Origin of the sequence: Streptomyces sp. SP18BB07, from assembly GCF_036322545.1 — a bacterium.
Classification (GTDB): domain Bacteria; phylum Actinomycetota; class Actinomycetes; order Streptomycetales; family Streptomycetaceae; genus Streptomyces; species Streptomyces deccanensis.
This window is the reverse complement of sequence record NZ_JAQYWT010000297.1, coordinates 25,445-47,810: the sequence shown is the minus strand read 5'-3', so window position 1 is coordinate 47,810 and position 22,366 is coordinate 25,445. Positions and strand designations below refer to the sequence as shown.

Sequence of the window (22,366 nt, the reverse complement as noted above, 5' to 3'; positions counted from 1 at the left end):
GCTCCTGTCGGGGTGTCAGAACGCCACGTCGCTGAGCGCCTGGAGCCGGGCGAGCCGGCGGTAGAGGTCGCTGTGGCGGTGGAGTTCGTCGTGGGTGCCGACGGCGTGCACCCGGCCCCCGTCCAGTACGACGATCTGCTGGGCCTCGGTGACGGTGGACAGCCGGTGGGCGATGGCGATGACCGCGCAGAAGTCGGAGATCATGGCGATGCTGTCGCGCAGCGCGTTCTCCGACTCGCTGTCGAGGTTGGCGGTGGCCTCGTCCAGCAGCAGGATCCGGGGCGCCTGCAGCAACGTACGGGCGATGGCCAGGCGTTGGCGCTGACCGCCCGACAACCCCGCGCCCCGGTCGCCGAGTTCGGTGTCGAGGCCGTGCGGCAGCGCGGCGATCACCTCGGTCAGGTTGGCCATGCGCAGCGCCTCGGCGATGTCCTTCTCGCCGGCGTCCGGGGCGCTGTAGGTGAGGTTCTCCCGGACGGTGCCGCGCAGCAGGGTGTGGTCCTGGTCGACGTAGCCGACGACGGACCGGAGCTGGTTCAGCGGCAGGTCGGTGATGTCGGTGCCGTCGATGCGGATCGCCCCGGACACCGGGTCGAAGAGCCGCTCGATGAGCTGGAAGACGGTGGACTTGCCGGCGCCGGACGGACCGACGACCGCGGTGAGGCCGGTCGCGGGGACCCGGAAGGAGACGCCGTCGAGGACCACCTTGTCGCTGCCGGGGTAGGCGAAGCTCACCTGGTCGAAGGCGAGACCGCCGTCGTACGAGACCCTGGGGGCACGGGTGGCGCGCTTCCGCTCGGCCGGGCGCTCCGTCGGCCGGTCGCCCTCCACCTCGATCTTCCCGAGCTCGGCCAGGCGGTCGATGGAGGCCCGCCCGACCTGGAACTGCGCGATGGACGTGAACAGCGTCAGCAGCGGGGCCACCAGATAGAACAGATAGAGGATGAACGCCGTCAGGTCGGCGGCGCTCATCTCGCCCGTCGCGCTACGGGCCGCGCCCAGGGCGATGACGACGGTCAGGGCGAGCTGGGTGCCGATGCTCATCGTGGGATCGAGAAGCGAGGAGAGCACCGTCACCTTGATGCCGGACTTGCGGGCCTGTTTGGCGATGTCCGCGATGCCCTCCGCCTCCCGGGCCTCGGCGCGGGACGCCTTCACGGTCGGCATCGCGCCGAGCACCCGCATCAGCGCGGAGCCGAAGTTGCCGGTGTCGGTCTGGTTGGTGATCGACACCTTCCGCACCCCGCGGGCCAGCCACAGCGAGATGACGCTGGTGATGCCGAGACAGCCCAGCGTGGCGAGGAGCAGTACCTCGTCGACCCACGCCATCAGCGAGATACCGCCGACGACCAGGAAGCCGTTCTGGATGATGCTGTCGATCGCGTGCGTCATCGTGGTGCGGGCGAGAAGCGTGTCGCTGACCATCCGGGCGAACACGTCGCCCTGCTTCCAGCCGCTGTACGCGCGGAACCGGGAGCGCAGCAGCCGGGCGGCGAGGTTGCTGCGGATGTCGTAGACGATGTTCTCCCCGGCCAGCCCGATCACGTACGAGTGGAGGGCACCGAGGACGGCGTCGGCGAGGAACAGGGCCGCCGCGATCAGGATGGGCTCGGTCACCGGCTGCCCCTGCTCGACGGAGGCGACCAGGGCGCCGATGACCGCCGGCTGGGCCAGCGAGGCCGCGGCGCCCAACAGACCCAGCAGGATGCCGAGTCCGATGAGGCCGCGGTGCCGGCCGAGCGCCCGCCACGGCTTGGCGCCCTTGCCCCACAGCAGATGCAGATGCAGCTGGGGAACCGCCCGGTGCCCGGCCCGCGGCCTGGACGGGGACCGCGTGCCGGCGGGGCTCACTCGGCGTCACTCCCGTCCTGCTTGCGCTCCCGCACGCCCTGGACGTAGAGGAGCGCCGCCCGGAGGAAACCGAGTCCGACCAGCACGAGGCCACCGAGGAAGAAGGGGTTGTCGAGGCTCATGGTCAGGCCCTCACTTCGGTCTTGGCGGAGGCGGCCGGGGCGGACGGGGCGAGCGGGGTGCTCGGGGCGTGCGGGTCCAGCGGTACGAACGGCGAGACGAACATCAGCCGGGGACCCTGGCGCATGTCGTAACCCGTGCCGGAGGCCAGCGCGAACTGGAAGCCCCTGATGTCGTCGGCCGGGGTGTCCTCGGCCGCGATACGGGTGCGGACGTGCTCGGTGATCAGACGGCAGCCGGGGGTGTTGGCGGCGGCCGCGAAGCCCTGTTCGAGGCGGGGCAGGATCTCCTGGCACGCGTCGAAGACGGCCTTGTCGGCGCGGCGCGTCGGGAACCACACCAGGTGCAGGGGCTTGCGGTCGACGATGCCGCTGGCGTCGCGCCAGGTGGAGGCCGACCCGTCACCGCTCACCGTGCGGTACAGGAAGTGGTAGTCGAACATGGCCGGATGCGGGGCGAAGAACCGCCAGTTCGGCAGGAGCGAGAAGTGGTCCCGGGAGCGGACCCGGCTGAAGTCGTGGTGGGGATGCTGGCCGGCGAGGGTGAGCAGGAGCATCGCGGCTCCGGCGATCCGCCAGGGGGCGCCCTCTCCGGTGAGGACGTTCTTCAGACGCGTACGGGGCAGCGAACTCATCGAGCGGTCTCCTTCCGGGTGACGGGACGGGAGGGACGGCCCCCGGGACCTGAGGGGGCGGCCGGCGCGGCGGAACCGGTGGGGGAGTGGCGCTCGACGCCGGCGAAGAACGCGACGATGCGGTCCGTGACCTGGTGCGCGTGGCGGCTGCTGATCAGCATGCTCTCGTGGGTGGCGCCCTCGACGACCACCGTCTCGGTGGGTGCGCCGACATGGGCCTCGGCCAGTTCCCTGTGCAGCAGCAGCTGTTCGGGGTTGCGGTCCACCGTACGCTGGGCGGAGACCACCAGCGCGGGGACGCCCTCGATCCGGGCGAGCGCTCCGGTGAAGGACCCGAAGTCGGCCCGGATCGCCTTCCATTCGCGGCGCGCAGCCTCCCACATGCGGGCGTCCGCGTACTGCGCGAACACCTTCTTCCGGTAGGCGTACGGCAGTTCGCTGATCCATATCGGGCGGGTGAGGAGGAGGCCCGAGCCCAGCCGCAGCGCCCGGCTGACGGAGGCGAAGTTGCCGGCGAGCCCGCGCTCGATCGTGCCCAGCCCGCTGGTGAACTGACCGGGGTGGGAGGAGTCGAGGTAGACGATCCCCTGGAGCCGGTCGCCCAGCTGCCGGGCGGCGCGGCGGGCGAGCTCGCCGCCGATGGAGTGACCGACGAGGATCACCTTGCGGTGTGGGGCGACGGCGCCGTTCACCAGGTCGACGAGGTCCTGCACGGACTCCGAGAGCTGGAAGCCGGTCGTGGCCCGCCGCCGGCTGCCGGCGTATCCGGCGCGGGCGTAGGCGACGACCCCGTACCGGGTCTCGTGGGCCAGGCGTTCGGCGATCCACGCGTAGTGCTCGCTGGTCGACAGCAGCCCGCTCGCCAGCACGACGACCGGCCGGTCGGGAGCGCCGGGCGAGTACTCCTCGTACTGGAGCAGGTTGCCGTGCCGGGTGGTCAGGGTGCGGGAGGTGTGCCAGCCCTCGGTCGTGCGCATGCGCTGCCGTACGGCGGTGACGGCGGCCGTCGCGGCGCCGCCCGCGAGAGCGACGGCGGCGACGGTCCGGGCCCGGTCGTCGCGGGCGGCGCCGACGGGGTGGGACCGGGGGGTGGTGGTGTAGGCGACCAGGGGGTGGAACGCGGGGAAGGCGGGCACGAAGCGGCTGAGGCCCATGAAGTAGCCGTTTGCCACATGGAAGGCGGCCGCGCTCGTGATCATGGAGCGGGTGAGCTTGCCGCCCCGGGCGTAGACCAGCGGGAAGAGGCACTCCAGAGCCAGCACGCTGTGGGTGAGCACCTTGGCGGTCCTCGGGTGCTCCACGGTCCAGCGGTGCATGCCCTCGTGCCCGTACGTACGGGTGCGCATCACTCCGCCGAGCGCGGTCGCGTCCCGCCAGGGCTTGCCGAACAGCTTGACCCAGCCGGAGACCGCGTAGGCCATGTTGGCCTGCAGCGCGGCGTACCAGAGCAGCGCGTCCTTGGCGGCGGGGGAGGGCACCACCCGGGCGGCGCCGGTGGCCAGTTGCACCAGCGTGGCGACCTGGTCGGAGCCGTCACCGCCGTAGTGGTGGCGGGGGGAGAGCAGCGCGGACGAGGCACCGAGGAACAGGTTGCCCGCGCCCCGCCAGCGGGAGTCGCCGGGCAGCAGCATGCCGAGGGCCACGGCGGAGCGGGCGACATGCAGGGCGGTCGTGGTCCGCACGCCGCTGACACCGTCGACCAGACGGCGCGTCAGGGGACCGGCCGCGGCGAGGTTCTGCCGGGCGACCTCCCAGTCGTTCATGCCCCCCTTCTCGATGTCCTTGCGCTGGGTCAGATACTCCAGGGAGGACTGCAGGCTGGACACGGCGGCCAATCGCTCGGACAGGCCGATGGCGCGATCCCGACCGACCGGAGCCGGTCCGAACACCGCGCCGGTGATCCTTTCCGGAATGACCGCGGGAATTTTTCCGCTGAATTTCACGGGTCCCTCTTTCGTGGTAACCTCGATCAGACGCTTTGTTGCCTTCGAGCGCACTGCCGGGCCAGAACTCGACTCTGGCCCGGCAGTTTCACGCAGCTGATCAGACGGTGCCGCCGGCGGCCGCCGCCTGGGCGTTCGCGGCGTTCGCGACGGCCTGGTTGGCCTCCGCGGCGGCGTTGTTCGCCTCCACCGCGCTGGCGGCGCCGACCACCGACGCGACACCGCCCGCGGCCTGGGCCAGGTCCGCCAGACCGGCCAGCCCGTTGAGGGCGTTGGCACCGCTCACCCGGCCGATGCGCGGGGTGCCCAGGGTGGGACGGGCGGACGCGAGGATGACGCCCTCCACCGGGAGATCCATGCGGTCCATCGCCTTCGCAATGCTGCTCATTCGAATTTCCCTTTCGTTTCGAGGGCTTCGGATCACTTTTTTCCGTGCCCTTCGAGAAAGAACACTACGGCGGCGCACAGGCGCTTCACATCCAGAAAATTACCGAATTCGCGAGTGACCGGCTTCACATGGTCCGGGCGGCACGAAAAAGGCCCGGACCGCGCGGTCCGGGCCTTTATGGAAAAGGGGTCGACGAAAGGGGTCAACGGTCGCGTCGGCGAATTCGGCGCAAGGCCGAGGCCGCCGCGTTCGCGCCGCACATGCCGTGGGCGCCGGCCCCCGGTGGCGTGGCCGCCGAGCAGATGTACATGCCGGGCACGCCGGTGCTGTAGGGGTCGAGCGCCGCGCGGGGGCGCATGACGAGCTGGAAGGCGGTGTTCGCCCCGGCGACGATGTCACCGCCGACGTAGTTCGGGTTGTACTCCTCGAAGCCGGCCGCCGGACGGACGGCCATGTCCAGGACCCGCTCGCGGAATCCGGGGGCGAAGCGCTCGATCTGCGCGACGATCGCCTCCGTGGCGTCGCCGTCGTAGCCGTGCGGCACGTGCGCGTACGTCCACACCGGGTGGACGTCGCCGTTCGAGCGCCGGGGGTCGGCCAGGTACTGCTGCCCGACCAGGACGAACGGCCGGTCCGGCATCCGGCCGGCGTGGACGTCCCGCTCGGTGGCGGCCACCTCCGCGTAGGCCCCGCCGAGGTGGACGGTGCCCGCCCGGCGGGCCGCCGCGTTGGTCCAGGGCACACCGCCCTGGACGGCGAAGTCCACCTTGAAAGCGCCGGGGCCGTGGCGGTAGCGCCGATAGGCCCGGGCCACCCGGCCCGGCAGCAGATCGCCGAGGATGTCGGCCACCGCACCGGGGGCCAGGTCGAAGAGGACCAGGTCGGCCGGGGGGAGATCGGCCCGGGAGCGGACCCGTGTCCCGGTCTCGATCCGGCCGCCGCACTCCGTGAGCCGGGCCGCCAGCGCGTCGCTGATCGCCCGGGAGCCGCCCGCGGCCACCGGCCAGCCGTGCCGGTGGCCGGCGGCGATGATGGTCAGGCCGATCGCGGCGCTCGCGGGCCGGTCGAACGGGCGGAAGGCGTGGGCGGCCACCCCGGCGAAGAGGGCGCGGGCGGTCTCGGACCGCCAGCGCCGGGCCACCGCGGCGGTCGGCAGCAGGGCCCGCGGTCCGAAGGCCGCGAGCCGCAGGGGATGGCGCGGCACATGCGCGAGCGGCCGCATGAGGTCCTCGGCGAGCGCGTCGTAGCCGTCCACGAGCGGCCCGAAGGCACGCCGCCACCTGCGGCCGTCGCCCTCGGGGAGGCCGTCGGCCGTCTCCTCGACCGACCGGTGCAGGACCCCGGCCTCGCCGGAGTCCAGGGGGTGCACGCAGTCGATCTCCGGCAGACACCAGGTGAGTCCGTGGCGCGCGAGGTCGAGGCCGCGCAGGAACGGGGAGCCGACGGCCATGGGGTGCGTGGCGGAGCAGTGGTCGTGCAGCAGACCCGGCGTCAGTTCACTGGTGCGGGTGCCCCCTCCGATGGTGTCGGCGGCTTCGAGGACGGTGACCTCGACGCCCTCCCGGGCGAGGAACACGGCCGCGGCGAGACCGTTCGGACCGCTGCCCACCACGACGGCCGTAGTCATACGTCTCCTGCGTCTGCTCGACGATCGGCGCCGGTCCGCCCGGCTCGCGCGAGGGCGGACGGGAAGGTGGTGGAGCGGGCCCTCGGGAAGGGCCCGTCCGGCCGATTCACCACTCTGCGGGACGTCTGGAAGGTCGTCCCGGCGCCTTTTGGCTCTCAAACGATAGAGCGATCGGCGGCCCCGGCGCGATTCGCAGAATTGCCTAATTCACGGCCCCCCGGATCGCCTAACTCGCGTCCCAACTCATGTCCGGTTCGGGCTCGGTGTGCGTGTGCGGCTTCGCATGGCGTCCGGACGGCCGACGGGAGACCGGCCCCGAGGCGGAGTCCGTTTCGGCGCCGTTCTCGGTCTCCTCGGGCGGGCTTTCCGGGAGCACCGGGAAGTGGGCGATGAGCCACCAGCCGCCGTCGTCGGCCGGGCCCGCCGTCAGGGAGCCGCCGACCGCCTCCGTCCGCTCGCGCAGCCCGATCAGGCCGTAGCCGCCGCGACCCCCCGTGGGACGGGAGAGCCGCCCCCGGGGCCCCTCGTTGTACACGTCGACCCGCAGCAGGTCGTCGCGGGTGCGGTGGACGCGCACCAGGGCCTGGGTGCCCGGTGCGTGCCGCCGTACGTTGGTCAGCGCCTCCTGCACCACGCGATGGACGGCCGAGCCCACCTCGGGCAGCAGACCGCTCCTGCGGGCGGCTCCGGTGATCTCCAGCTGGGCGGTCGAACCGTCGCCCTGGCCGCTGAACTCCGATACCAATTTGGTGAGTTCGGCGTACGGCTCCTCGGGGCGCTCCAGGGAGACCTGCTCGCCGTCCTCGCGCAGCACCCGGATCAGGCGGCGCATGGAGTCCATGGTCCGCTGCCCGGCCTCGGCGATGTTGCCCAGGATCGGGCCGACCTGGTGCGGCGCGCTCTCGTGGATCACGCCGGCGGCGTGCGCCTGGGCGATGATGCCCGTCACATGGTGGGCGACGAAGTCATGCAGTTCCCGGGCGAGTTGGATCCGCTCGGCGAGCCGTACGGAGGCGATGGTGCGACGACGCCGGGCGTCCAGGGTGCGCAGGTAGCACCCCGCGCCGACGGCGCCGCCGACCGCGAACGTCAGCAGGAACGGGTAGGTGAGGGTGATTCCCGTGCCCCCGGTGCGCAGGGGTTCGTCGATGACGCTGGCCCCCATCGCGGCGGCCAGCGCGAGCGCGACCCGGGGCCGGGCCACGTTGCGGCAGGTGCGGGCGAGCAGGACCAGCATGCACGCGGTCTCCAGCAGCCCCCACTCGGGCATGGCCCAGCCCATCAGGGAGGTGCCCAGGGTCACCGTCGTCGACAGGGCCGCGCAGATCCCCGTACGCCAGGTGATGCTCAGCCGCGCTTCGGGCACGAGCACCAGGGCCAGGGCCACGGGGCCCGTCACCAGCGGCAACCAGTCGAGGGGGCCCCGTTGCTGCGACACGATGATGCCCACGTCGAGCAGCCACAGCAGACCCAGCGCCGGGTACAGGGCGCGGTGGTCCAGCCGCCGCGCGGGTAACCGAGGACGGCCGTGGTGCGGCTGGGTCGCTCGTGCGGAGAGTGCCGCGAGTGACGAAGTCATACAACCGGAGGCTAGGCATGCACATGCGTCCCCGGCAGGGGGTGGATCGATGTGTGGGCAGCGTCATAGATCGATTACAGGGTGTTCACGGAATCCCCGTCATCGCCCGGTCCGTACCGTCCCGTTGGCCCAGGCCCACGCGGCCACCTCGACGCGGTTGCGTACGCCGAGCTTGTGGTGGATGTGGCCCAGATGCGTCTTCACGGTGGACAGTGACAGACACAGCTCGTCGCTGATCTCCTGGTTGGTCCGGCCCACCGCGACCAGCCGCGCCACCTCCAACTCGCGTGCGCTGAGCGAGGATTCGGGCACCCCGGCGCCGTCCACGGCGCGCGCGGTCCGCTCTTCCAGCTGCTTCAGCAGCCGGACCGTCACCGCGGGCGAGACCAGCGCGTCACCGCGTGCCGCCGCCCGCACCGCCTCGATCAGCAGCGCGGGCGCCGCGTCCTTCAGGAGGAAGCCGCACGCTCCGTTGCGCAGCGCGATGTTGAGGTAGTCGTCCTGGTCGAAGCTGGTGACCACCACGACCTGGATCGGGTGCGTGGCGCCCGGTCCGGCCAGCAGCCGGGTCACCTCCAGTCCGTCCAGCTTCGGCATCCGGACGTCCACCAGACACACGTCCGGCCGCAACGCGCGCGCCGACTCCACGCACGCGAGCCCGTCGGCGGCCTCGCCGATCACCTCGATGCCCTCCTGGGCGTCGAGGATGAGACGGAAACCGGCCCGGATCAGATCCTGGTCGTCGGCGATCATCACACGTGTGGGGGTGCTGCTCACGCGGCCGAGCATGCCATGGATCGTCCGGCCGGTCCGGCGGTCCGGGGAAGCCGGCCGGACGAACACCCCCGCCGAATCGGGCGGTTGGCCCTTACCCGGCGAAAGTCCCGCCCCGAGCGGGGGACCGGGGCCGATCGGCCGATGACTACTGCCGGGTATCGGTCGAACGGTCGATGGCTGGTGCCCGGGTGTCACGGAAGAGTCACAGCGCAGCACACGGACGACACGCGGGTCCCCGACCCCCACTTTGAACAAGGCAGGCACCCATGACAGTGGACAGCTCCGGCCGGCTCAGCGCCCGGGAAATGGAGATCCTTCTTCTGGCGGCCCACGGCATGTCGGACGCGGACATGTCCCGTCAGCTCTCGATCTCACCCCGCACGGTGGCTTCCCATATGCGCAGCATCCGGGAGAAGTTGTGCGCGAAGAACCGTACGCATCTGGTCGTGACCGCGTTGCGCGCGGGAATCCTGGCACTGCGAACGGACCGGACGGACCGGACGGACCGAACAGATCGGTCGGACCGGGCGGACCGCATGGACGAAACGTTCCGCTTGACGGGCCGGAGCGGGGTCCGGGCGCAGCACCTCGGAGTCGCGTAGCGGACGCCGACTGCGCCCCGGGCCGAACTGCGGCCCGGGGCGCAGCGCGTCAGTCGCCGAGCCGCGGCAGCAGGGAGACAAGCTTGCTGCCCCGCTGGGCGACCAACACGTCCTCATAGGCCAGGAGTCGGGGCGAGGAGTTGTAGTCAGGACCCGGACCCGTCCTTGTGTCGACGTGATCGCGCCAGATCTGTTCGCCGGTGCGCAGATCGAGGCCGGACAGATCCCCGGTCGGACTGAGGAAGTACACGACTTGCTGCCGCTCCGACACCAGAGGGGGCGCGAGGCCGGGCATCGTGTTCCTGCCGGGCATCTCGACGCCGACCGGGGCCGTCCACAGGACGTCGCCCGTGGTCAGCGAGTAGGCCGACGCCTCCCCCTTCCAGGACACGGAGATCAGGCGGTCACCGGCGACGTCCAGTTCGGCGAGCTCCCCCTCGATCGGATACAACAGCGAGGTCCGCTCGCCGGAACCGCTCAGCAGGGTCACCGGCATCTTCCCACCGGCCCTGTCCTTCGGCGCGAACAGGACCATCCGGTCCCCCGAGATCCCGGCGAGCAGTTGCGCGCCGGGGACGGTCGCGACCTTCCGGGCCTGTCCGGTGGCGGGATCCAGGCGGAACACCTCGGTGGCGCCGGGCTCGTCGGCGTCCTCCATGCACAGGAGGTACGGCACACCACCCAGTACCGTCCGCTGGCAGGCGATGCCCTTGTCCCAGGTGTGGCGCCACTTCTCCTCGCCGGTCAGCGGGTCCAGCGCCGACATCGTGCGCAGCGTCGGGGTGTTGGCCAGCACCGCGCCGTCGATGAGCATGGCGGCCTGGTCGGAGCGATCGTCCTGCGGCATCTCCACCTTCCACAGCAGCTCACCGGTGTCGGCGCCCACGGCCATCAGATCGGTCCCGCCGACGTAGTCCCCGTTCGGCTGCTTCTGCGCGGTGTGGTTGCGGAAGGCGTAGACCACGCCGTCGCGCACGGCGAACGGGTGGTCGGGCCCGTCGCCCTCGCGGTTGACCTCGACGGTCCACAGCCGCTCACCGGTACGGGCGTCGAACTTCGCGACGTCGTACTCGGACCCGGCGCAGTACAACGCCGCCCCGTCCACCAGGCACCCCCGATCGGTCGCGTCCGGGTCGTCGCTCTGCCACGGCTTCCAGCCCTGCGGGGCGACCGCCGGGCGCGCCGGCCGGTCCGGGTCGACCGCGCTGCCGCCCCCGAGCCCGAACACCGCGCCCACGGTGATCGCGGCGACGGCCACCGCCGCCCCCGTGGCCTGCGCGAGCCGGCGCCGAGCGCGCCGCCGTACCACCTGCTCGGCCAGGTCACCGGGCGCCCGCACCCGGTCCAGAGCGACCGCGTGCAGTGTCTCCCGGACCTTCTCCTCCACCCGCTCCGTCGTCATCCCCGTACCCCCTTGGTCGTGTAGGTGAGCGGCCGCACCTGCCCGTCGGAACCCCCGGTGGCCTCGTGGCCCTCGTGGCCTTCGGGTGCGAGCTCCGGCACCAGCGCCCGGAGTTTGGCGAGCGAGCGGTACGCCGTACTGCGCACCGTGCCGACCGGGCACCCCAGCAGCGCCGCGACCTCCGCCTCCGGCAGGTCCTCGAAGTAGCGCAGGACGACCACGGCCCGCTGCCGCTTGGTCAGCCGGCCGAGCGCCGCCCACAGCGCGATCCGCAGCTCGGTGTCCGGCTCGGCGCCCGTCTCCCCGGCGGGCTCGGGCAGTACGGGCACCGTCGTCTCGGCGCGGTGCCCGCGCAGCCGCCAGCGGTTGACCTGCTGTCGGTACAGGACCTGACGCACATACGCCTCGGGCTGCTCGATCTGCGACCAGCGCCCGTAGGCTTTCATCAGGGCGATCTGCAGCAGATCCTCCGCGGCGTGCCGGTCCCCGCCGGTGAGCAGCACCGCGAGCCGCAGCAGCGCGGTGGAGCGCATCGCTACGAACTCCCGGAACTCGTCGTGACTCGACGCCTTCATCAACCCTCCCCTTCTTGGCAGTCATCACGACGCGGTGGCATGTCCGTGGCTATCCCTCGACGCCGGAATTCCGTGATCACCGATGACCTCGGCAGCCGGGAGAGCGTACGGGGCGGTCGGCGTCGCGCAGGTGCGGGAGGGGGGTGGAGCTGTCCGGGGGCTCATGGCGTGCCGTCGGCCGGCAGTTCCAGACGCAGTTCGTAACCCCCGTCCCGCAGATGTCCGGACGTGACCGTCCCGCCCAGGAGTTCGGCCCGCTGGCGCAGACCGATCAGGCCGTGGTGGGCGCCCGGGAGGGACAGGGCCGGGCGGTCGGGCGCGGTGTTGGTGACGGTCGCGCGGAGGGTGCCGTCGTGCTGCTGGACCCGGATGCGGGCCGTGGCACCGGGAGCGTGCTTGCGGATGTTGGTGAGGGCTTCCTGGACGGTGCGATAGACGGCGCGCTGGACGGGCGGCGGCAGGTCGGCCGGCAGTTCCGTCCGCAGGTCGGTCTCGATGCCGCTGCCGGCCACCAGCCGGTCGAGGTCGGCGAGGGAGGGCTGCGGGGTCAGTTCGGTGGGGCGGCTGCCGGAGGCCCGCAGTATGCCGACCATGTGCCGCAGCTCGTCCAGGGTCTGCACGCTCAGGCGCCGTATCGTGGCCGCGGCCTCCTTCGCCTCCGGGTCCCGGCTGCCGACCTGGAGGGCTCCGGCGCGCACGGCGATCAGACTGACCTGGTGGGAGACGGCGTCGTGCATCTCCCGGGCGAGCTGGGCGCGTTCCTTCGCCAGGACGCTCTGCGCGATCAGCAGCCGTTCGTGCTCGCGTGCCTCGGAGACCTCGACGAGACGCAGCGACAGCTCCCGGCGGGCCTGGACGAGCTGCCCGAGGAACACGGGCGCGGTCGCCTGCGCCACGCTGTAGGAGAGCGGGATCAGGGCCTGACGGTCGTCGAGGTCGGTGAACTCCGGTGACGGCCACGACCACCAGGTCAGGTCGCAGACCGTGAACCCCAGCGCGCACACGGCCAGCGGCACCCGGTGGTGGGTCCGCGAGGCCAGGGTGTACAGCGCCACCAGCGTGGCGAACACCGCGTCCGTGAACAGGGCGGTCGGCAGGGTGAGCAGAAAGGTCGGCAGCGGCAGCCCGCGGCGCATGAGGAGCGCGCCCGACGCGAGGAGGGCGACGGCCAACTCGTGGGGGTGGTGGGGGCCCACGTCGTGGATCCACACGTCCACCAGGGAGGCGGCGACGAGCACGGCGTCCGTCAGCCACGCGTGGAGGGCGCGGGAGGGGGCCCTCACCGGGCCTCCCGTCCGCCGCCCACGGAGCGCGGCCGCCTGAGCAGCCCCGCACGCTCGGCCAGCAGTGCCGCCTGCACCCGGCTGCCCACCTCCAACTTGGTGAGGAGCGCGCTCACATGGTCCTTGACCGTGCCCGTGCTCAGATGCATCCGGTCACCGATGTCGGTGTTGGACAGCCCCTCCGTGATGAGGACCAGGACGTCCCGCTCACGTTCGGTCAGCCGGTCCACGAGCCGGACGGCGGCCTCCCGGGGCCCGTTGTCCAGGTACCCGTCGACCACGGTCCGGGTCACCCGGGACGACAGGACGACCCCGCCGCCCGCCAAGGTCCGTACGAGATACGGAAGTTGTTTCGGGTCGGTGTCCTTGAGCAGGAAGCCCGCGGCTCCCGAGCGGAGGGCGGCCGCCACGTACTCGTCCATGTCGAAGGTGGTGAGCATGGCCACCACGGGAGGGCGGGGGAGTCGCCTGAGCTCGGCGAGGACGGTCAGCCCGTCCACGTCCGGCATACGGATGTCCAGCAGGACGACCTCGGGGCGCAGCTCCCGTACGGCGTGGACGGCCCGGCCGCCGGGGACCGCCGCGACCACGTCGATGTCGTCCGCGGAGTTGAGGATGTGCTCGAAGCCCGTACGGATCAGGGCTTCGTCGTCGACCACCAGTACCCGGATCACCTGTGTCCCGCTCGTCGTCGGACCACCACTGGACTTCTGCTGGAACCGCTACGACGTCCGAAGTCGCCGTCGGGTTCCCCTTCCTCCCCATTTCCGGTCACCTGGCGGGAGTGGCGCCGGCTGGTCGGCGGGGAACCTCCAGCCACCCGCCGGATGGGAACGCGCCCCTCGCGCCCCCGACGCTGAAGGCCATGACACCTGACACGTCATCGGACCTGTCGTCCAAGCCGGTCACCGCACGCCTGCCCGTCCCCGCTCTCGGTACCGCCCCCGGTGCCGCGCCCGCCTCCACCGGTGTCTCCGAGCGGCCGTCCACCGGGCGGCTGGTCGGTATCGATCTGGCCCGTGGGCTCGCGGTCTTCGGCATGTACGCCGCGCACGTCGGACCGGACCCGGCGGACGGCGGGCCGCTGGGTTTCGTGATGGAACTGGCGCGGGGCCGCTCCTCCGCGCTGTTCGCGCTGCTCGCCGGTTTCACCCTCGTCCTGATCACCGGCCGCCCGCACCCGCGCACCGGGCGCGCCGGACGGCAGGCGGTCGTCCGGATGGTCATCCGTTCCCTCGTCCTGATCGCCCTGGGGTTCGCCCTGACCGCGCTCGACACCGACATCGACGTGATCCTCGCCTTCTACGGGCTGATCTTCCTCGCCGTCCTCCCCTTCCACCGCCTGCGCGCCCGGACGCTCGCGCTCCTCGCGGCCGTCTGCACGCTCGTCATGCCCCAACTCCTCCACGTCATACGGCTGTCGATCGACGAGGGCGACTGGGCGGACACGATCATCGCGGCCGATCCGCTGGCCCGGATCAGTGACACGGACGGCCTGATGGAGCTGCTCTTCACGGGCGAGTACCCGGTGCTCACCTGGACGTCGTTCATGCTGGCCGGCATGGCGGTGGCCAAACTCGACCTCACCCGGACCACCGTCCGCGTCCGACTGGCCTGCGCCGGCGGCGCGTTCGCCCTGCTCGGCTACGGCGGATCCTGGCTGGCACTGCGCCTCGTACCGCACGCGCGGGCGACCGTGGCCGCCGCGACGGACGGTGACGCGGCCGTGTCCGCCTGGTGGTCCGACACCGTCGGCTACCTCGTCGACGGCGCCCCGACGGCCTGGCTGCTGGTGGGCGCGCCGCACAGCCAGACGACCTTCTCCGTCCTCGGCAACACCGGGGTCGCGCTGCTCGTGGTGGTGCTGTGTGTGACGGCCGTGGACCGGCTGCCGCGCTGCGCGCGCCTCGCGACCCCGGTGTGCGCCGTCGGCATGACGGCCCTGACGGCGTACGTCCTGCACATCCTCGCCGTCCGGGAGTTCGGCATGGAGGAGGAGACCGGCCCGGCCCTCGTCGACCTCCTCGCCCACATCCTGGTCGCCCTGCTGCTCGCCACCGCCTGGACCCGCTGGTTCCGCCGTGGACCGCTGGAGCATCTCCTCCACGTCAGTACGCTCCCGGCCCGCCTCGTGAAGTGACAGGGATCGGGCGACGGCAGGGCGAACTTCGGCCGACCCGGGGGAGTTTCACCGCGATGGCATGGACAGCTCACGTCCGTCTGCGCGCAAGCTTCTCTCCGCACCATCGACACGGCCCGACCCATCGACATGGCCGATCCACCGAGATGGCCCGACCCATCGAGATGGCGGGACCATCGACATGGCCTCCGATCAACGACGGCAGTCACGACGGTAAGGAAGCGAACGCCTGTGAGAACGCCCCGCACTGCTCGAAGAGTCGCCCTTCTCGCCTCGGGAACCGCCCTGACCACGTTCCTCGCGGCCTCGCCCGCCGGAGCGGGCACGGCCGCCCTCCCGACGGTGACCGCGACGAGCGAGTCGGCCGCGCTGTACGACGACGAGCCCGGCGGCAACGCCGACGCCGACGACCCGGCGATCTGGCGGAACCCCGCCGACCCGGACCGCAGCCTCGTCGTCGCCACCGCGAAGGAGGGCGGCCTGCGCGTCTACGACCTCGACGCCCGCCTCGTGCAGTCCCTGGCGGCGCCGAAGCCGCCGACGCAGGACGACGCGCCGGGCCGCTACAACAACGTCGACCTCGTCACCGGCCTGCGCACCTCTGCGGGCCGGGCCGATGTGGCCGTGGTCAGCGACCGGGGCAACGACCGGCTGCGGATCTACCGGATCGACCCCGCCCGCCCGAACGGCCCGCTGACCGACATCACCGACCCGGCCGCCGCCCCCGTGTTCTCCGCCGACCAGACCGAGATCAACGACCAGCGCACCGCGTACGGCCTCGCCACCTGGACGGACAGGGCCACCGGCCGGTCCTACGCCCTGGTCAGCCAGCGCGAGCGCACCCGGCTCACCCTCCTCGAACTCCTCCCGGCGGCGGGCGGCACGGTCGGCTACCGCAAGATCCGCACCCTCGACCTGCCCGCCTCCTTCCGGCTGCCCGACGGCACCCGATGGAGCCCCTGCGGCGAACCCGGTGAACTGCCGCAGGTCGAGGGCATGGTCGTCGACCCCGCCACCGGCACCCTCTACGCCGGTCAGGAGGACATCGGCATCTGGCGCCTGCGCGCCGACCTCACCGGAAAACCCGTCCTGGTCGACAGGACCAGGGAGTACGGCGTCCCCGGCACGTACGACGAGGAGACCGAGGAGTGCGTGCCGGGCGCCGACCCCGGCTACGGAGGGAAGCGGCTCTCGGCCGACGTCGAGGGACTGACGATCTATCAGGAGCCGGACGGGGACGGCTACTTGCTCGCCTCCAGCCAGGGCGACGACACCTTCGCCCTGTACGACCGCGAGGTGAACGAGGGCAACGAGTACGAGGGAGGCTTCCGCGTCGGGGCCGCGTCGGACACCCTCGACGGTGTGGAGGAGTGCGACGGCGCGGCCGTCCTCAACGCCCCGCTGGGCCGCCGCTATCCGCGCGGTCTGCTCGTGGTCCAGGACGGCCACGAGACGCCCGAGGTCCCGGACGGCGAGGGCGGCACGCGCACGGCGACCGGCTTCAAGTTCGTCGACCTCGGCGAACTGGCGGACGCCACCGACCTGTAGGGCGACGCTCAGCCCTCGGCCGCGCCGAGGGGATCCTCCTCGACCAGCCCGTTCGCCATCCACTGCTCCACGGCGGCGACATGGACCGTCGCCGCCGACACCGCCAGGGCGGCGTCACGGGCCCGCAGGGCGCGGAGGATCTCCTCGTGCTCGCGGTGGGCGTGCTCCACGGACCGCTCGGTGCGGGTGCCCCGGACGATCCGGGCCCGCTGGGTGCGGGTGGAGAGCACCCGCAGCAGCATCGACAGCACCGGGTTGCCCACCGCCTCGACGATCCGCAGATGGAACGCGATGTCGTGGCCGACGAACTCCTCCACCGTGGCGGCCGCCCGCGACCTCTCCAGGATCAGGCCCAGCTCGTCGAGGTCGTCGGCGGTGAGCAGCGCGGCGGCCGCCCCGGTCGCCTGGGGTTCGAGCAACCGCCGCACCTGGAGCAGTTGCAGAGCCGTCTGCCCCTGGGAGACGTCCGAGGCGAAGGAGAGCGACTCCAGCAGCAGATGCGGCTCCAGACTCGACACGTACGTACCGTCGCCCTGCCGGGTGACCAGGATCCGCATCGCGGTCAGCGCCCGTACCGCCTCCCGCAGCGAACTGCGGGACAGGCCGAGCTGGGCGGCGAGGATCTCCTCCTTGGGGAGGCGGGAGCCCGGCGCCAGCTCACCCGCCACGATCATCGCCTTGATCTTGTCCATCGCCTCGTCGGTGAGTGCCACGAGGTGCCTCCCTGTACCCGGACTACTCCTGCTTCTCGCCGGAGGCGAAGCGGGAGATGATCAGTGCGACGATGATGATCGCGCCGTTGAGGAACTGGTTCCACAGCGGCGGCACACCCGCCAAGGTCATGACGTTCACGACGAGTTGCAGGGTCAGCACACCGGTCAGGGCGCCGAAGATGGAGCCCTTGCCGCCGTTAAGGCTGACCCCGCCGATGACGGTCGCGGCGAAGACCTGGAAGATCCAGCCGCTGCCCTGGGTGGCGGAGATCGAGCCGTAGTGGCCGCTGTAGAGGATGCCGGCGAACGCGGCGAGCACGCTGCCGAGGATGAGGACGATCCACACGATCCGGTCGACGCGGATGCCGGCGGTGCGGGCCGCCTCGGCGTTGCCGCCGATCGCGTACAGCGCCCGGCCGTGCCGCAGCCAGGCCAGCGCACTGGCGCCGATCGCGAAGAGCACCACGCAGACCCAGATGGCGGCGGGTACGCCCAGCCAGGACGCCTTGCCCAGGTAGGTGAAGGAGGAGGGCAGCTCCACGATGGACTGGCCCTCGGAGAGGGCGACCTGGAGGCCGCGCAGCATGGTCAGCATGCCGAGGGTGACGATGAAGCCGTTGAGGCGCAGCTTGAGGATGAGGAAGCCGTTGACGGCACCGATCACGACGCCGACCAGGAGGCAGAGCGGGACGGCCGTCCACTCGGGGAAGATGCCGAGGCCGGTGAAGCGGGCGCCGCTGCTGGGCAGCACCAGCCAGACGGCGATGACGGGCGCCACGCCGATCGTGGACTCCAGCGACAGGTCCATCCGGCCGCAGATCAGGATCAGCGCGGTGGCGAGGACCAGCAGGCTCAGCTCGGTGGACTGCTGGGCGACGCCGATGAGGTTGTCGGCGGTCAGGAAGGCCGGCGAGACGATGAACCCGATCAGGCCCAGGACCAGGATGGCCGGGACGAGGGACAGTTCACGGAAGCGACCGAGGTCGAGCCCGCGGCGGGTGTCTCCGGCGGTCTCCCGCGCCACGCTCGTGGCGGGGTCCGTGACATCAGTGGTGGCGGACATGACTACCTTCCGTGCTCTTCGTCGGTCTCGGAGGTGGGATCGGCGGGGGCGGCAGGGGAGTGGGCGGCGGCTTCGGAGCCCTCCGCCCGGTCGGCCACGCCTTCCATGGCGGCGACCACGTGCTCGTCCTGCCAGCCGCGGTCGAACTCGGCGACGGCCCGCCCGTGGAACATCACCACGAGCCGGTCGCACACCTTCAGGTCGTCCAGCTCGTCGGAGACGATCAGCGCGGCCTTCCCGCCGTCGGCGATCTGCCGGATGCGGCGCAGCAGGAACTCCTTGGACTTGACGTCCACCCCGTTGGTGGGACGGATGGCCACCAGTACGTGCGGGTCGGTGGCCAGGGCGCGGGCGACGACGACCTTCTGCTGGTTGCCGCCGGAGAGCGCCGACACGGGCGTGCCGGCGCCCGGGGTCTTGATGTCGAGGTCCCGGATCATGCGCTGGGCGAAGCTCCTGGTCCGGGCGGGCAGGACGGTGCCGTACGGGCCGAGCTGGTCGGTGACGGTGAGCGTCGCGTTCTCCGCCACGCTGCGGTTGTTCACCAGGCCCTGGAGGTGCCGGTCCTCCGGGACCAGCCCGACGCCGACGGCCAGCGCGGACGGCACGCTGCCGCCGCGCACCCGCCGACCGCCGACCGAGATCGTGCCCTGTTCGGGGCGGTGCAGCCCGGCGACGGTCTCACCCACCCGCACATTGCCGCTGGCGGCCGCTCCGGCCAGCCCGACGACCTCGCCCGCCCGCACCGTGAGCGACAGGTCCTCGCAGGCGCCGGGCAGGGTGAGGCCCTCGACCGTGAGGAGTGCGGGGGCGTCGGCCCGCACCGGGGGGCGGTTCTCGACGGCGGCCGCCGCCGTGCGGGTGGTCTCGCCGGTCATGGCCTCCACCAGTGCCTGGTGGCCGAGTTCGGCGACGGGCGCGGTCAGGATGTGGGCCGCGTCGCGGTAGACCGTGACGGTGGTGCAGAGGTCGTACACCTCTTGCAGATGGTGGGAGATGAAGAGGAAGGCGACGCCCTGCCGCTGGAGGTCGCGGAGCTTGGCGAAGAGGCGGTCGATGCCGCGGGCGTCGAGCTTCGCGGTCGGCTCGTCGAGGATGATGAACCGCGCGCCGAAGGACAGCGCCCGGGCGATCTCGACGAACTGCCGCTGCTCGACGGTGAGGTCCTTCGCCCGTGCGTCGGCCCTGACGTCCACGCCGTAGCCGGCGAGCAGCTCCTCGGCGCGGGCGCGCAGTCGCTTCCAGCGGATGGGCCGCGTCGCGCCGTCGCTCTGCCGGTTCAGGAAGAGGTTCTCGGCGACGGTCAGATCCTGGATGATCGTGGACTTCTGGTAGACGCAGGCGACCCTGGAGCGCCAGGCGTCGATGTCCCCGACGGCGGGCGCGGGCCCGCCGGAGAAGCGCAGGGTGCCGGTGTCGGGCCGCTGGAGGCCGGTGAGGATGGACACCAGCGTGGACTTGCCGGCGCCGTTGCGTCCGACGAGCGCGTGCGACTCGCCCGGTGTGATGGTGATCCGGGCGTCACGCAGCGCGACGGTGGCGCCGAACCTCTTGCTGATGCCGGTGGCCTCGGCCACCGGGGCGTCGCTCCCGGCGGCGGGGTGGCCGCCGCCGGTCGCCGCGGCGGTCGCGGTGTCCGCCATGGTGGATACCGTCCTTCGTGGGGTGGATACGAGGGGGTGGGGGCCGGGGACCGGCGGAGGGGCGGGCCGCGCCCCTCCGCCGGTCGGTCGAGCCGGTGCCGCCGGTTCCCGGCCGAGCCGGTGCCGTCGGCCGTGTCCGTGGCTAGCCGACGTTGTTGCCCCACAGGGTCTTGTCGTCCACGTTGTCCTTGGTCACCAGCGGGGCGGGGAGCTGGTCCTCGAGGCCGTTCGGGATCTCGATGATCGTGGAGTCGTGGTCGGTCTTGCCCGGCTTGAAGGTCTTGCCCTCGGCTGCGGCCTTGGCGTAGTACAGCGCGTACTTGGCGTACAGGTCGGCCGGCTGGGAGACGGTGGCGTCGATCTGGCCCTTGCGGATGGCGTCGAACTCCTGCGGGATGCCGTCGTTGGAGATGATCGAGATGTGGCCCTTCTCCCCGGCGGGCTTCAGCAGGCCCTTCTGCTCCAGCAGCGCCAGGGTGGGCTGGAGGAAGACACCTCCGGCCTGCATGTAGATGCCGTTGAGGTCGGGGTGCTGGGCGAGCAGTGACTGCAGCTTGGCGGAGGCCACGTCGCCCTTCCAGTCGGTGGGCAGCTCGAAGACCTTGATCTTGGGGAACTTCGTCTTCATGCACTCGGCGAAGGCCTCGGAGCGGTCACGGCCGTTGATCGAGTCCAGCGCGCCCTGCAGCTCGGCGACCTTGCCCTTGCCGCCCAGCTGCTCGCCGAGGAACTCGCACGCCTTGGTGCCGTAGGCCCGGTTGTCGGCGCGCACCACCATGTAGACGTCGCCCTTGTCGGGGCGGGTGTCGACGCTGACGACGGGGATCTTCTTCGACGCGAGGGTGTCGAGGGTGGAGGCGATGGCGCCGGTGTCCTGCGGGGCCATGACGACGGCCTTGGCGCCCGTGTTCTGGAACACCTGGACGTTGGCGACCAGCTTGGTGATGTCGTTCTGCGAGTTGCTCAGCGGCAGCGCGTTGACGTCCTCGGACTTGATGTCCTTCTTCAGGTACTCGGCGTAGGAGTTCCAGAAGTCCGAGTCGGAGCGGGGCAGGTCGATCCCGATGGCGGGCTCGTCACCACCCGAGCCGGCGGACGCGGAGGAGCCGTCGCGGTTGCACGCGGTGAGGAGGGCGAGGGCCGCGACGGCGCAGGCCGCTGCGGCGGTGGAGCGGGTGCGAGCGAGCTTCATGGCCGGGTTCTCCTTAGCCAGGACAGGGGGGCCGCCCTCCGGGACACGCAGGCGCGGGCCGACGGAGGGGAGACGTAGAGGGGCAACCGGTGAACGAGCAGCGGAGTCTGAAGGGCCACTACCTCGCTGGGGGGCGGGTGGAGCGATTCCTCCGATGTATCTCGGACGTCGAGGACGTTACGACGGCATTGCCCGGGATGACAAGAGGTCGTTCGCGAGGAATTCGACAGTCCGTGCGTGGGGCGGCGTGGGGTACAGTCGGCGCTTCGTTCGATACGAAATCGTACATGCCGGATCTGTGAGCTGCGGAGAGCCTGGAGTCGCGTAAATACATCCGAGGAATACGTTGTCAGGGCGCCGAACTGCCCCTAAAGTCGCGGTGCGCCAATCCTCCGATGAATGAACGAACCCATGGCAAGGGAGCTGCCCCAGTGAAACTGCTACGCGTCGGCGCCCGGGGAGAGGAGCGGCCCGCCGTCCGAACCGACGACGGCAGGCTGCTCGATCTGTCCTCCGTGACCTCCGACATCGACGGCGCCTTCCTCGCCTCTGGGGGAGTCGACCGGGCCCGCGCGGCGGTCGAGTCCGGCGCCCTGCCCGAGCTCGACACCGACGACCCGCGCGTCGGCGCCCCCGTGGCCCGCCCCGGCAAGGTCATCTGCGTCGGGCTCAACTACCGCGACCACGCCGCCGAGACCGGCGCCGCGATCCCGCCCCGACCCGTGGTCTTCATGAAGGACCCGAGCACGGTCGTCGGCCCGTACGACGAGGTGCTGATCCCGCGCGGCTCGGTCAAGACCGACTGGGAGGTCGAGCTGGGGGTCGTCATCGGTCGGCGGGCCCGCTATCTGGCGGGCCCCGAGGAGGCCGCGGAGGTGATCGCCGGGTACGTGGTCAGCCACGACGTCTCCGAGCGCGAGTTCCAGCTCGAGTACTCCTCGCAGTGGGACCTCGGCAAGTCCTGCGAGACCTTCAACCCGATGGGCCCCTGGCTGGTCACCGCCGACGAGGTCGGCGATCCGCAGGACCTCGGGCTGCACCTGAGCGTCAACGGCGTGAAGCGGCAGGACGGCCACACCAGCGACATGATCTTCCCGGTCGACCACATCGTGGCGTACCTCAGCCAGTACATGGTCCTGGAGCCGGGCGACGTGATCAACACCGGGACGCCCGCCGGCGTGGCCCTGGGCCTTCCCGGTACGCCCTACCTCCGCCCCGGTGACACCGTCGAGCTTTCGATCGACGGGCTCGGGAGCCAGCGCCAGACCTTCGGCCAAGCGTGAAAG

General features: G+C 71.6%; 20 protein-coding genes. 4 read left to right on the top strand and 16 right to left on the bottom strand.

Annotated features, from left to right (window positions below; genetic code table 11):
- Window positions 1–15: 15 nt before the first annotated feature.
- The 8 genes from PUR53_RS18605 to PUR53_RS18570 form a co-directional block, all read right to left on the bottom strand.
- Window positions 16–1,851 (bottom strand): ABC transporter ATP-binding protein, encoded by a 1,836-nt coding sequence (locus PUR53_RS18605; RefSeq protein ID WP_329908962.1) that lies wholly within the window; start codon window positions 1,849–1,851, stop codon window positions 16–18.
- Entirely contained in the window at window positions 1,848–1,973 is a 126-nt protein-coding gene (locus tag PUR53_RS18600) for a hypothetical protein (protein ID WP_329901042.1), read from the bottom strand. Before PUR53_RS18600 ends, PUR53_RS18605 begins: the two co-directional genes overlap by 4 nt.
- 2 nt (window positions 1,974–1,975) lie before the next feature.
- Complete coding sequence (locus tag PUR53_RS18595) at window positions 1,976–2,605, bottom strand: hypothetical protein (RefSeq protein ID WP_329901041.1); 630 nt, start codon at window positions 2,603–2,605, stop codon at window positions 1,976–1,978.
- Window positions 2,602–4,494, bottom strand: coding sequence for an alpha/beta fold hydrolase (locus PUR53_RS18590; RefSeq protein ID WP_329908960.1), 1,893 nt, complete (start codon window positions 4,492–4,494; stop codon window positions 2,602–2,604). The genes PUR53_RS18595 and PUR53_RS18590 overlap by 4 nt, the downstream gene beginning before the upstream one ends.
- Before the next feature lie 154 nt (window positions 4,495–4,648).
- Complete coding sequence (locus PUR53_RS18585; RefSeq protein WP_329901039.1) at window positions 4,649–4,936, bottom strand: hypothetical protein; 288 nt, start codon at window positions 4,934–4,936, stop codon at window positions 4,649–4,651.
- Window positions 4,937–5,138: 202 nt separating this feature from the next.
- Window positions 5,139–6,563, bottom strand: coding sequence for a phytoene desaturase family protein (locus PUR53_RS18580; RefSeq protein ID WP_329908959.1), 1,425 nt, complete (start codon window positions 6,561–6,563; stop codon window positions 5,139–5,141).
- A gap of 226 nt (window positions 6,564–6,789) precedes the next feature.
- Window positions 6,790–8,142 carry a sensor histidine kinase gene (locus PUR53_RS18575; RefSeq protein WP_329908958.1) on the bottom strand — a complete coding sequence of 451 codons (1,353 nt, stop codon included), beginning with the start codon at window positions 8,140–8,142 and terminating at the stop codon, window positions 6,790–6,792.
- Between the two features lie 99 nt (window positions 8,143–8,241).
- Window positions 8,242–8,931: a response regulator transcription factor gene (locus PUR53_RS18570; protein ID WP_329901036.1), complete on the bottom strand. Its 690-nt coding sequence runs from the start codon at window positions 8,929–8,931 to the stop codon at window positions 8,242–8,244.
- Window positions 8,932–9,185: 254 nt separating this feature from the next.
- On the opposite strand from PUR53_RS18570, the gene PUR53_RS18565 reads away from it, so the two are divergent.
- Window positions 9,186–9,521, top strand: coding sequence for a response regulator transcription factor (locus PUR53_RS18565; RefSeq protein WP_329908957.1), 336 nt, complete (start codon window positions 9,186–9,188; stop codon window positions 9,519–9,521).
- 49 nt (window positions 9,522–9,570) lie between these two features.
- Here the strand turns inward: PUR53_RS18565 and PUR53_RS18560 are convergent, their stop codons facing one another.
- The 4 genes from PUR53_RS18560 to PUR53_RS18545 all read right to left on the bottom strand — a co-directional run bounded on the left by PUR53_RS18560 (window position 9,571) and on the right by PUR53_RS18545 (window position 13,455).
- A complete protein-coding gene (locus PUR53_RS18560; protein WP_329908955.1) occupies window positions 9,571–10,923 on the bottom strand; it encodes an outer membrane protein assembly factor BamB family protein in 1,353 nt (450 codons plus the stop codon).
- Entirely contained in the window at window positions 10,920–11,498 is a 579-nt protein-coding gene (locus PUR53_RS18555; RefSeq protein ID WP_329908954.1) for a SigE family RNA polymerase sigma factor, read from the bottom strand. The genes PUR53_RS18560 and PUR53_RS18555 overlap by 4 nt, the downstream gene beginning before the upstream one ends.
- A 161-nt stretch (window positions 11,499–11,659) precedes the next feature.
- Window positions 11,660–12,781 carry a sensor histidine kinase gene (locus PUR53_RS18550; protein ID WP_329908953.1) on the bottom strand — a complete coding sequence of 374 codons (1,122 nt, stop codon included), beginning with the start codon at window positions 12,779–12,781 and terminating at the stop codon, window positions 11,660–11,662.
- Window positions 12,778–13,455, bottom strand: coding sequence for a response regulator transcription factor (locus tag PUR53_RS18545; RefSeq protein WP_329908952.1), 678 nt, complete (start codon window positions 13,453–13,455; stop codon window positions 12,778–12,780). Before PUR53_RS18545 ends, PUR53_RS18550 begins: the two co-directional genes overlap by 4 nt.
- 191 nt (window positions 13,456–13,646) lie before the next feature.
- Here PUR53_RS18545 and PUR53_RS18540 point away from each other — a divergent pair, with 191 nt between their 5' ends.
- Together PUR53_RS18540 and PUR53_RS18535 are read left to right on the top strand one after the other, a co-directional pair.
- On the top strand, window positions 13,647–14,921 hold the full coding sequence (locus PUR53_RS18540; protein WP_329908951.1) for a DUF418 domain-containing protein: 1,275 nt from the start codon (window positions 13,647–13,649) through the stop codon (window positions 14,919–14,921).
- 231 nt (window positions 14,922–15,152) lie between these two features.
- The gene (locus PUR53_RS18535) at window positions 15,153–16,469 is read left to right on the top strand and encodes a phytase (protein ID WP_443078291.1); all 1,317 of its coding nucleotides are present in this window, start codon (window positions 15,153–15,155) and stop codon (window positions 16,467–16,469) included.
- Window positions 16,470–16,477: 8 nt separating this feature from the next.
- Here the strand turns inward: PUR53_RS18535 and PUR53_RS18530 are convergent, their stop codons facing one another.
- From PUR53_RS18530 to PUR53_RS18515, 4 genes are all read right to left on the bottom strand, one after another.
- Complete coding sequence (locus tag PUR53_RS18530) at window positions 16,478–17,182, bottom strand: FadR/GntR family transcriptional regulator (protein WP_329901030.1); 705 nt, start codon at window positions 17,180–17,182, stop codon at window positions 16,478–16,480.
- Between the two features lie 22 nt (window positions 17,183–17,204).
- Window positions 17,205–18,245, bottom strand: coding sequence for an ABC transporter permease (locus PUR53_RS18525; protein ID WP_329901029.1), 1,041 nt, complete (start codon window positions 18,243–18,245; stop codon window positions 17,205–17,207).
- A gap of 2 nt (window positions 18,246–18,247) precedes the next feature.
- Window positions 18,248–19,888 carry a sugar ABC transporter ATP-binding protein gene (locus tag PUR53_RS18520; protein ID WP_329901028.1) on the bottom strand — a complete coding sequence of 547 codons (1,641 nt, stop codon included), beginning with the start codon at window positions 19,886–19,888 and terminating at the stop codon, window positions 18,248–18,250.
- A gap of 142 nt (window positions 19,889–20,030) precedes the next feature.
- Window positions 20,031–21,080 (bottom strand): sugar ABC transporter substrate-binding protein, encoded by a 1,050-nt coding sequence (locus PUR53_RS18515; protein ID WP_329901027.1) that lies wholly within the window; start codon window positions 21,078–21,080, stop codon window positions 20,031–20,033.
- A 431-nt stretch (window positions 21,081–21,511) separates the two neighbouring features.
- Between PUR53_RS18515 and PUR53_RS18510 the strand changes: the two genes are divergently transcribed.
- Window positions 21,512–22,363: a fumarylacetoacetate hydrolase family protein gene (locus PUR53_RS18510; RefSeq protein ID WP_329901026.1), complete on the top strand. Its 852-nt coding sequence runs from the start codon at window positions 21,512–21,514 to the stop codon at window positions 22,361–22,363.
- The last annotated feature ends 3 nt before the right edge of the window (window positions 22,364–22,366 follow it).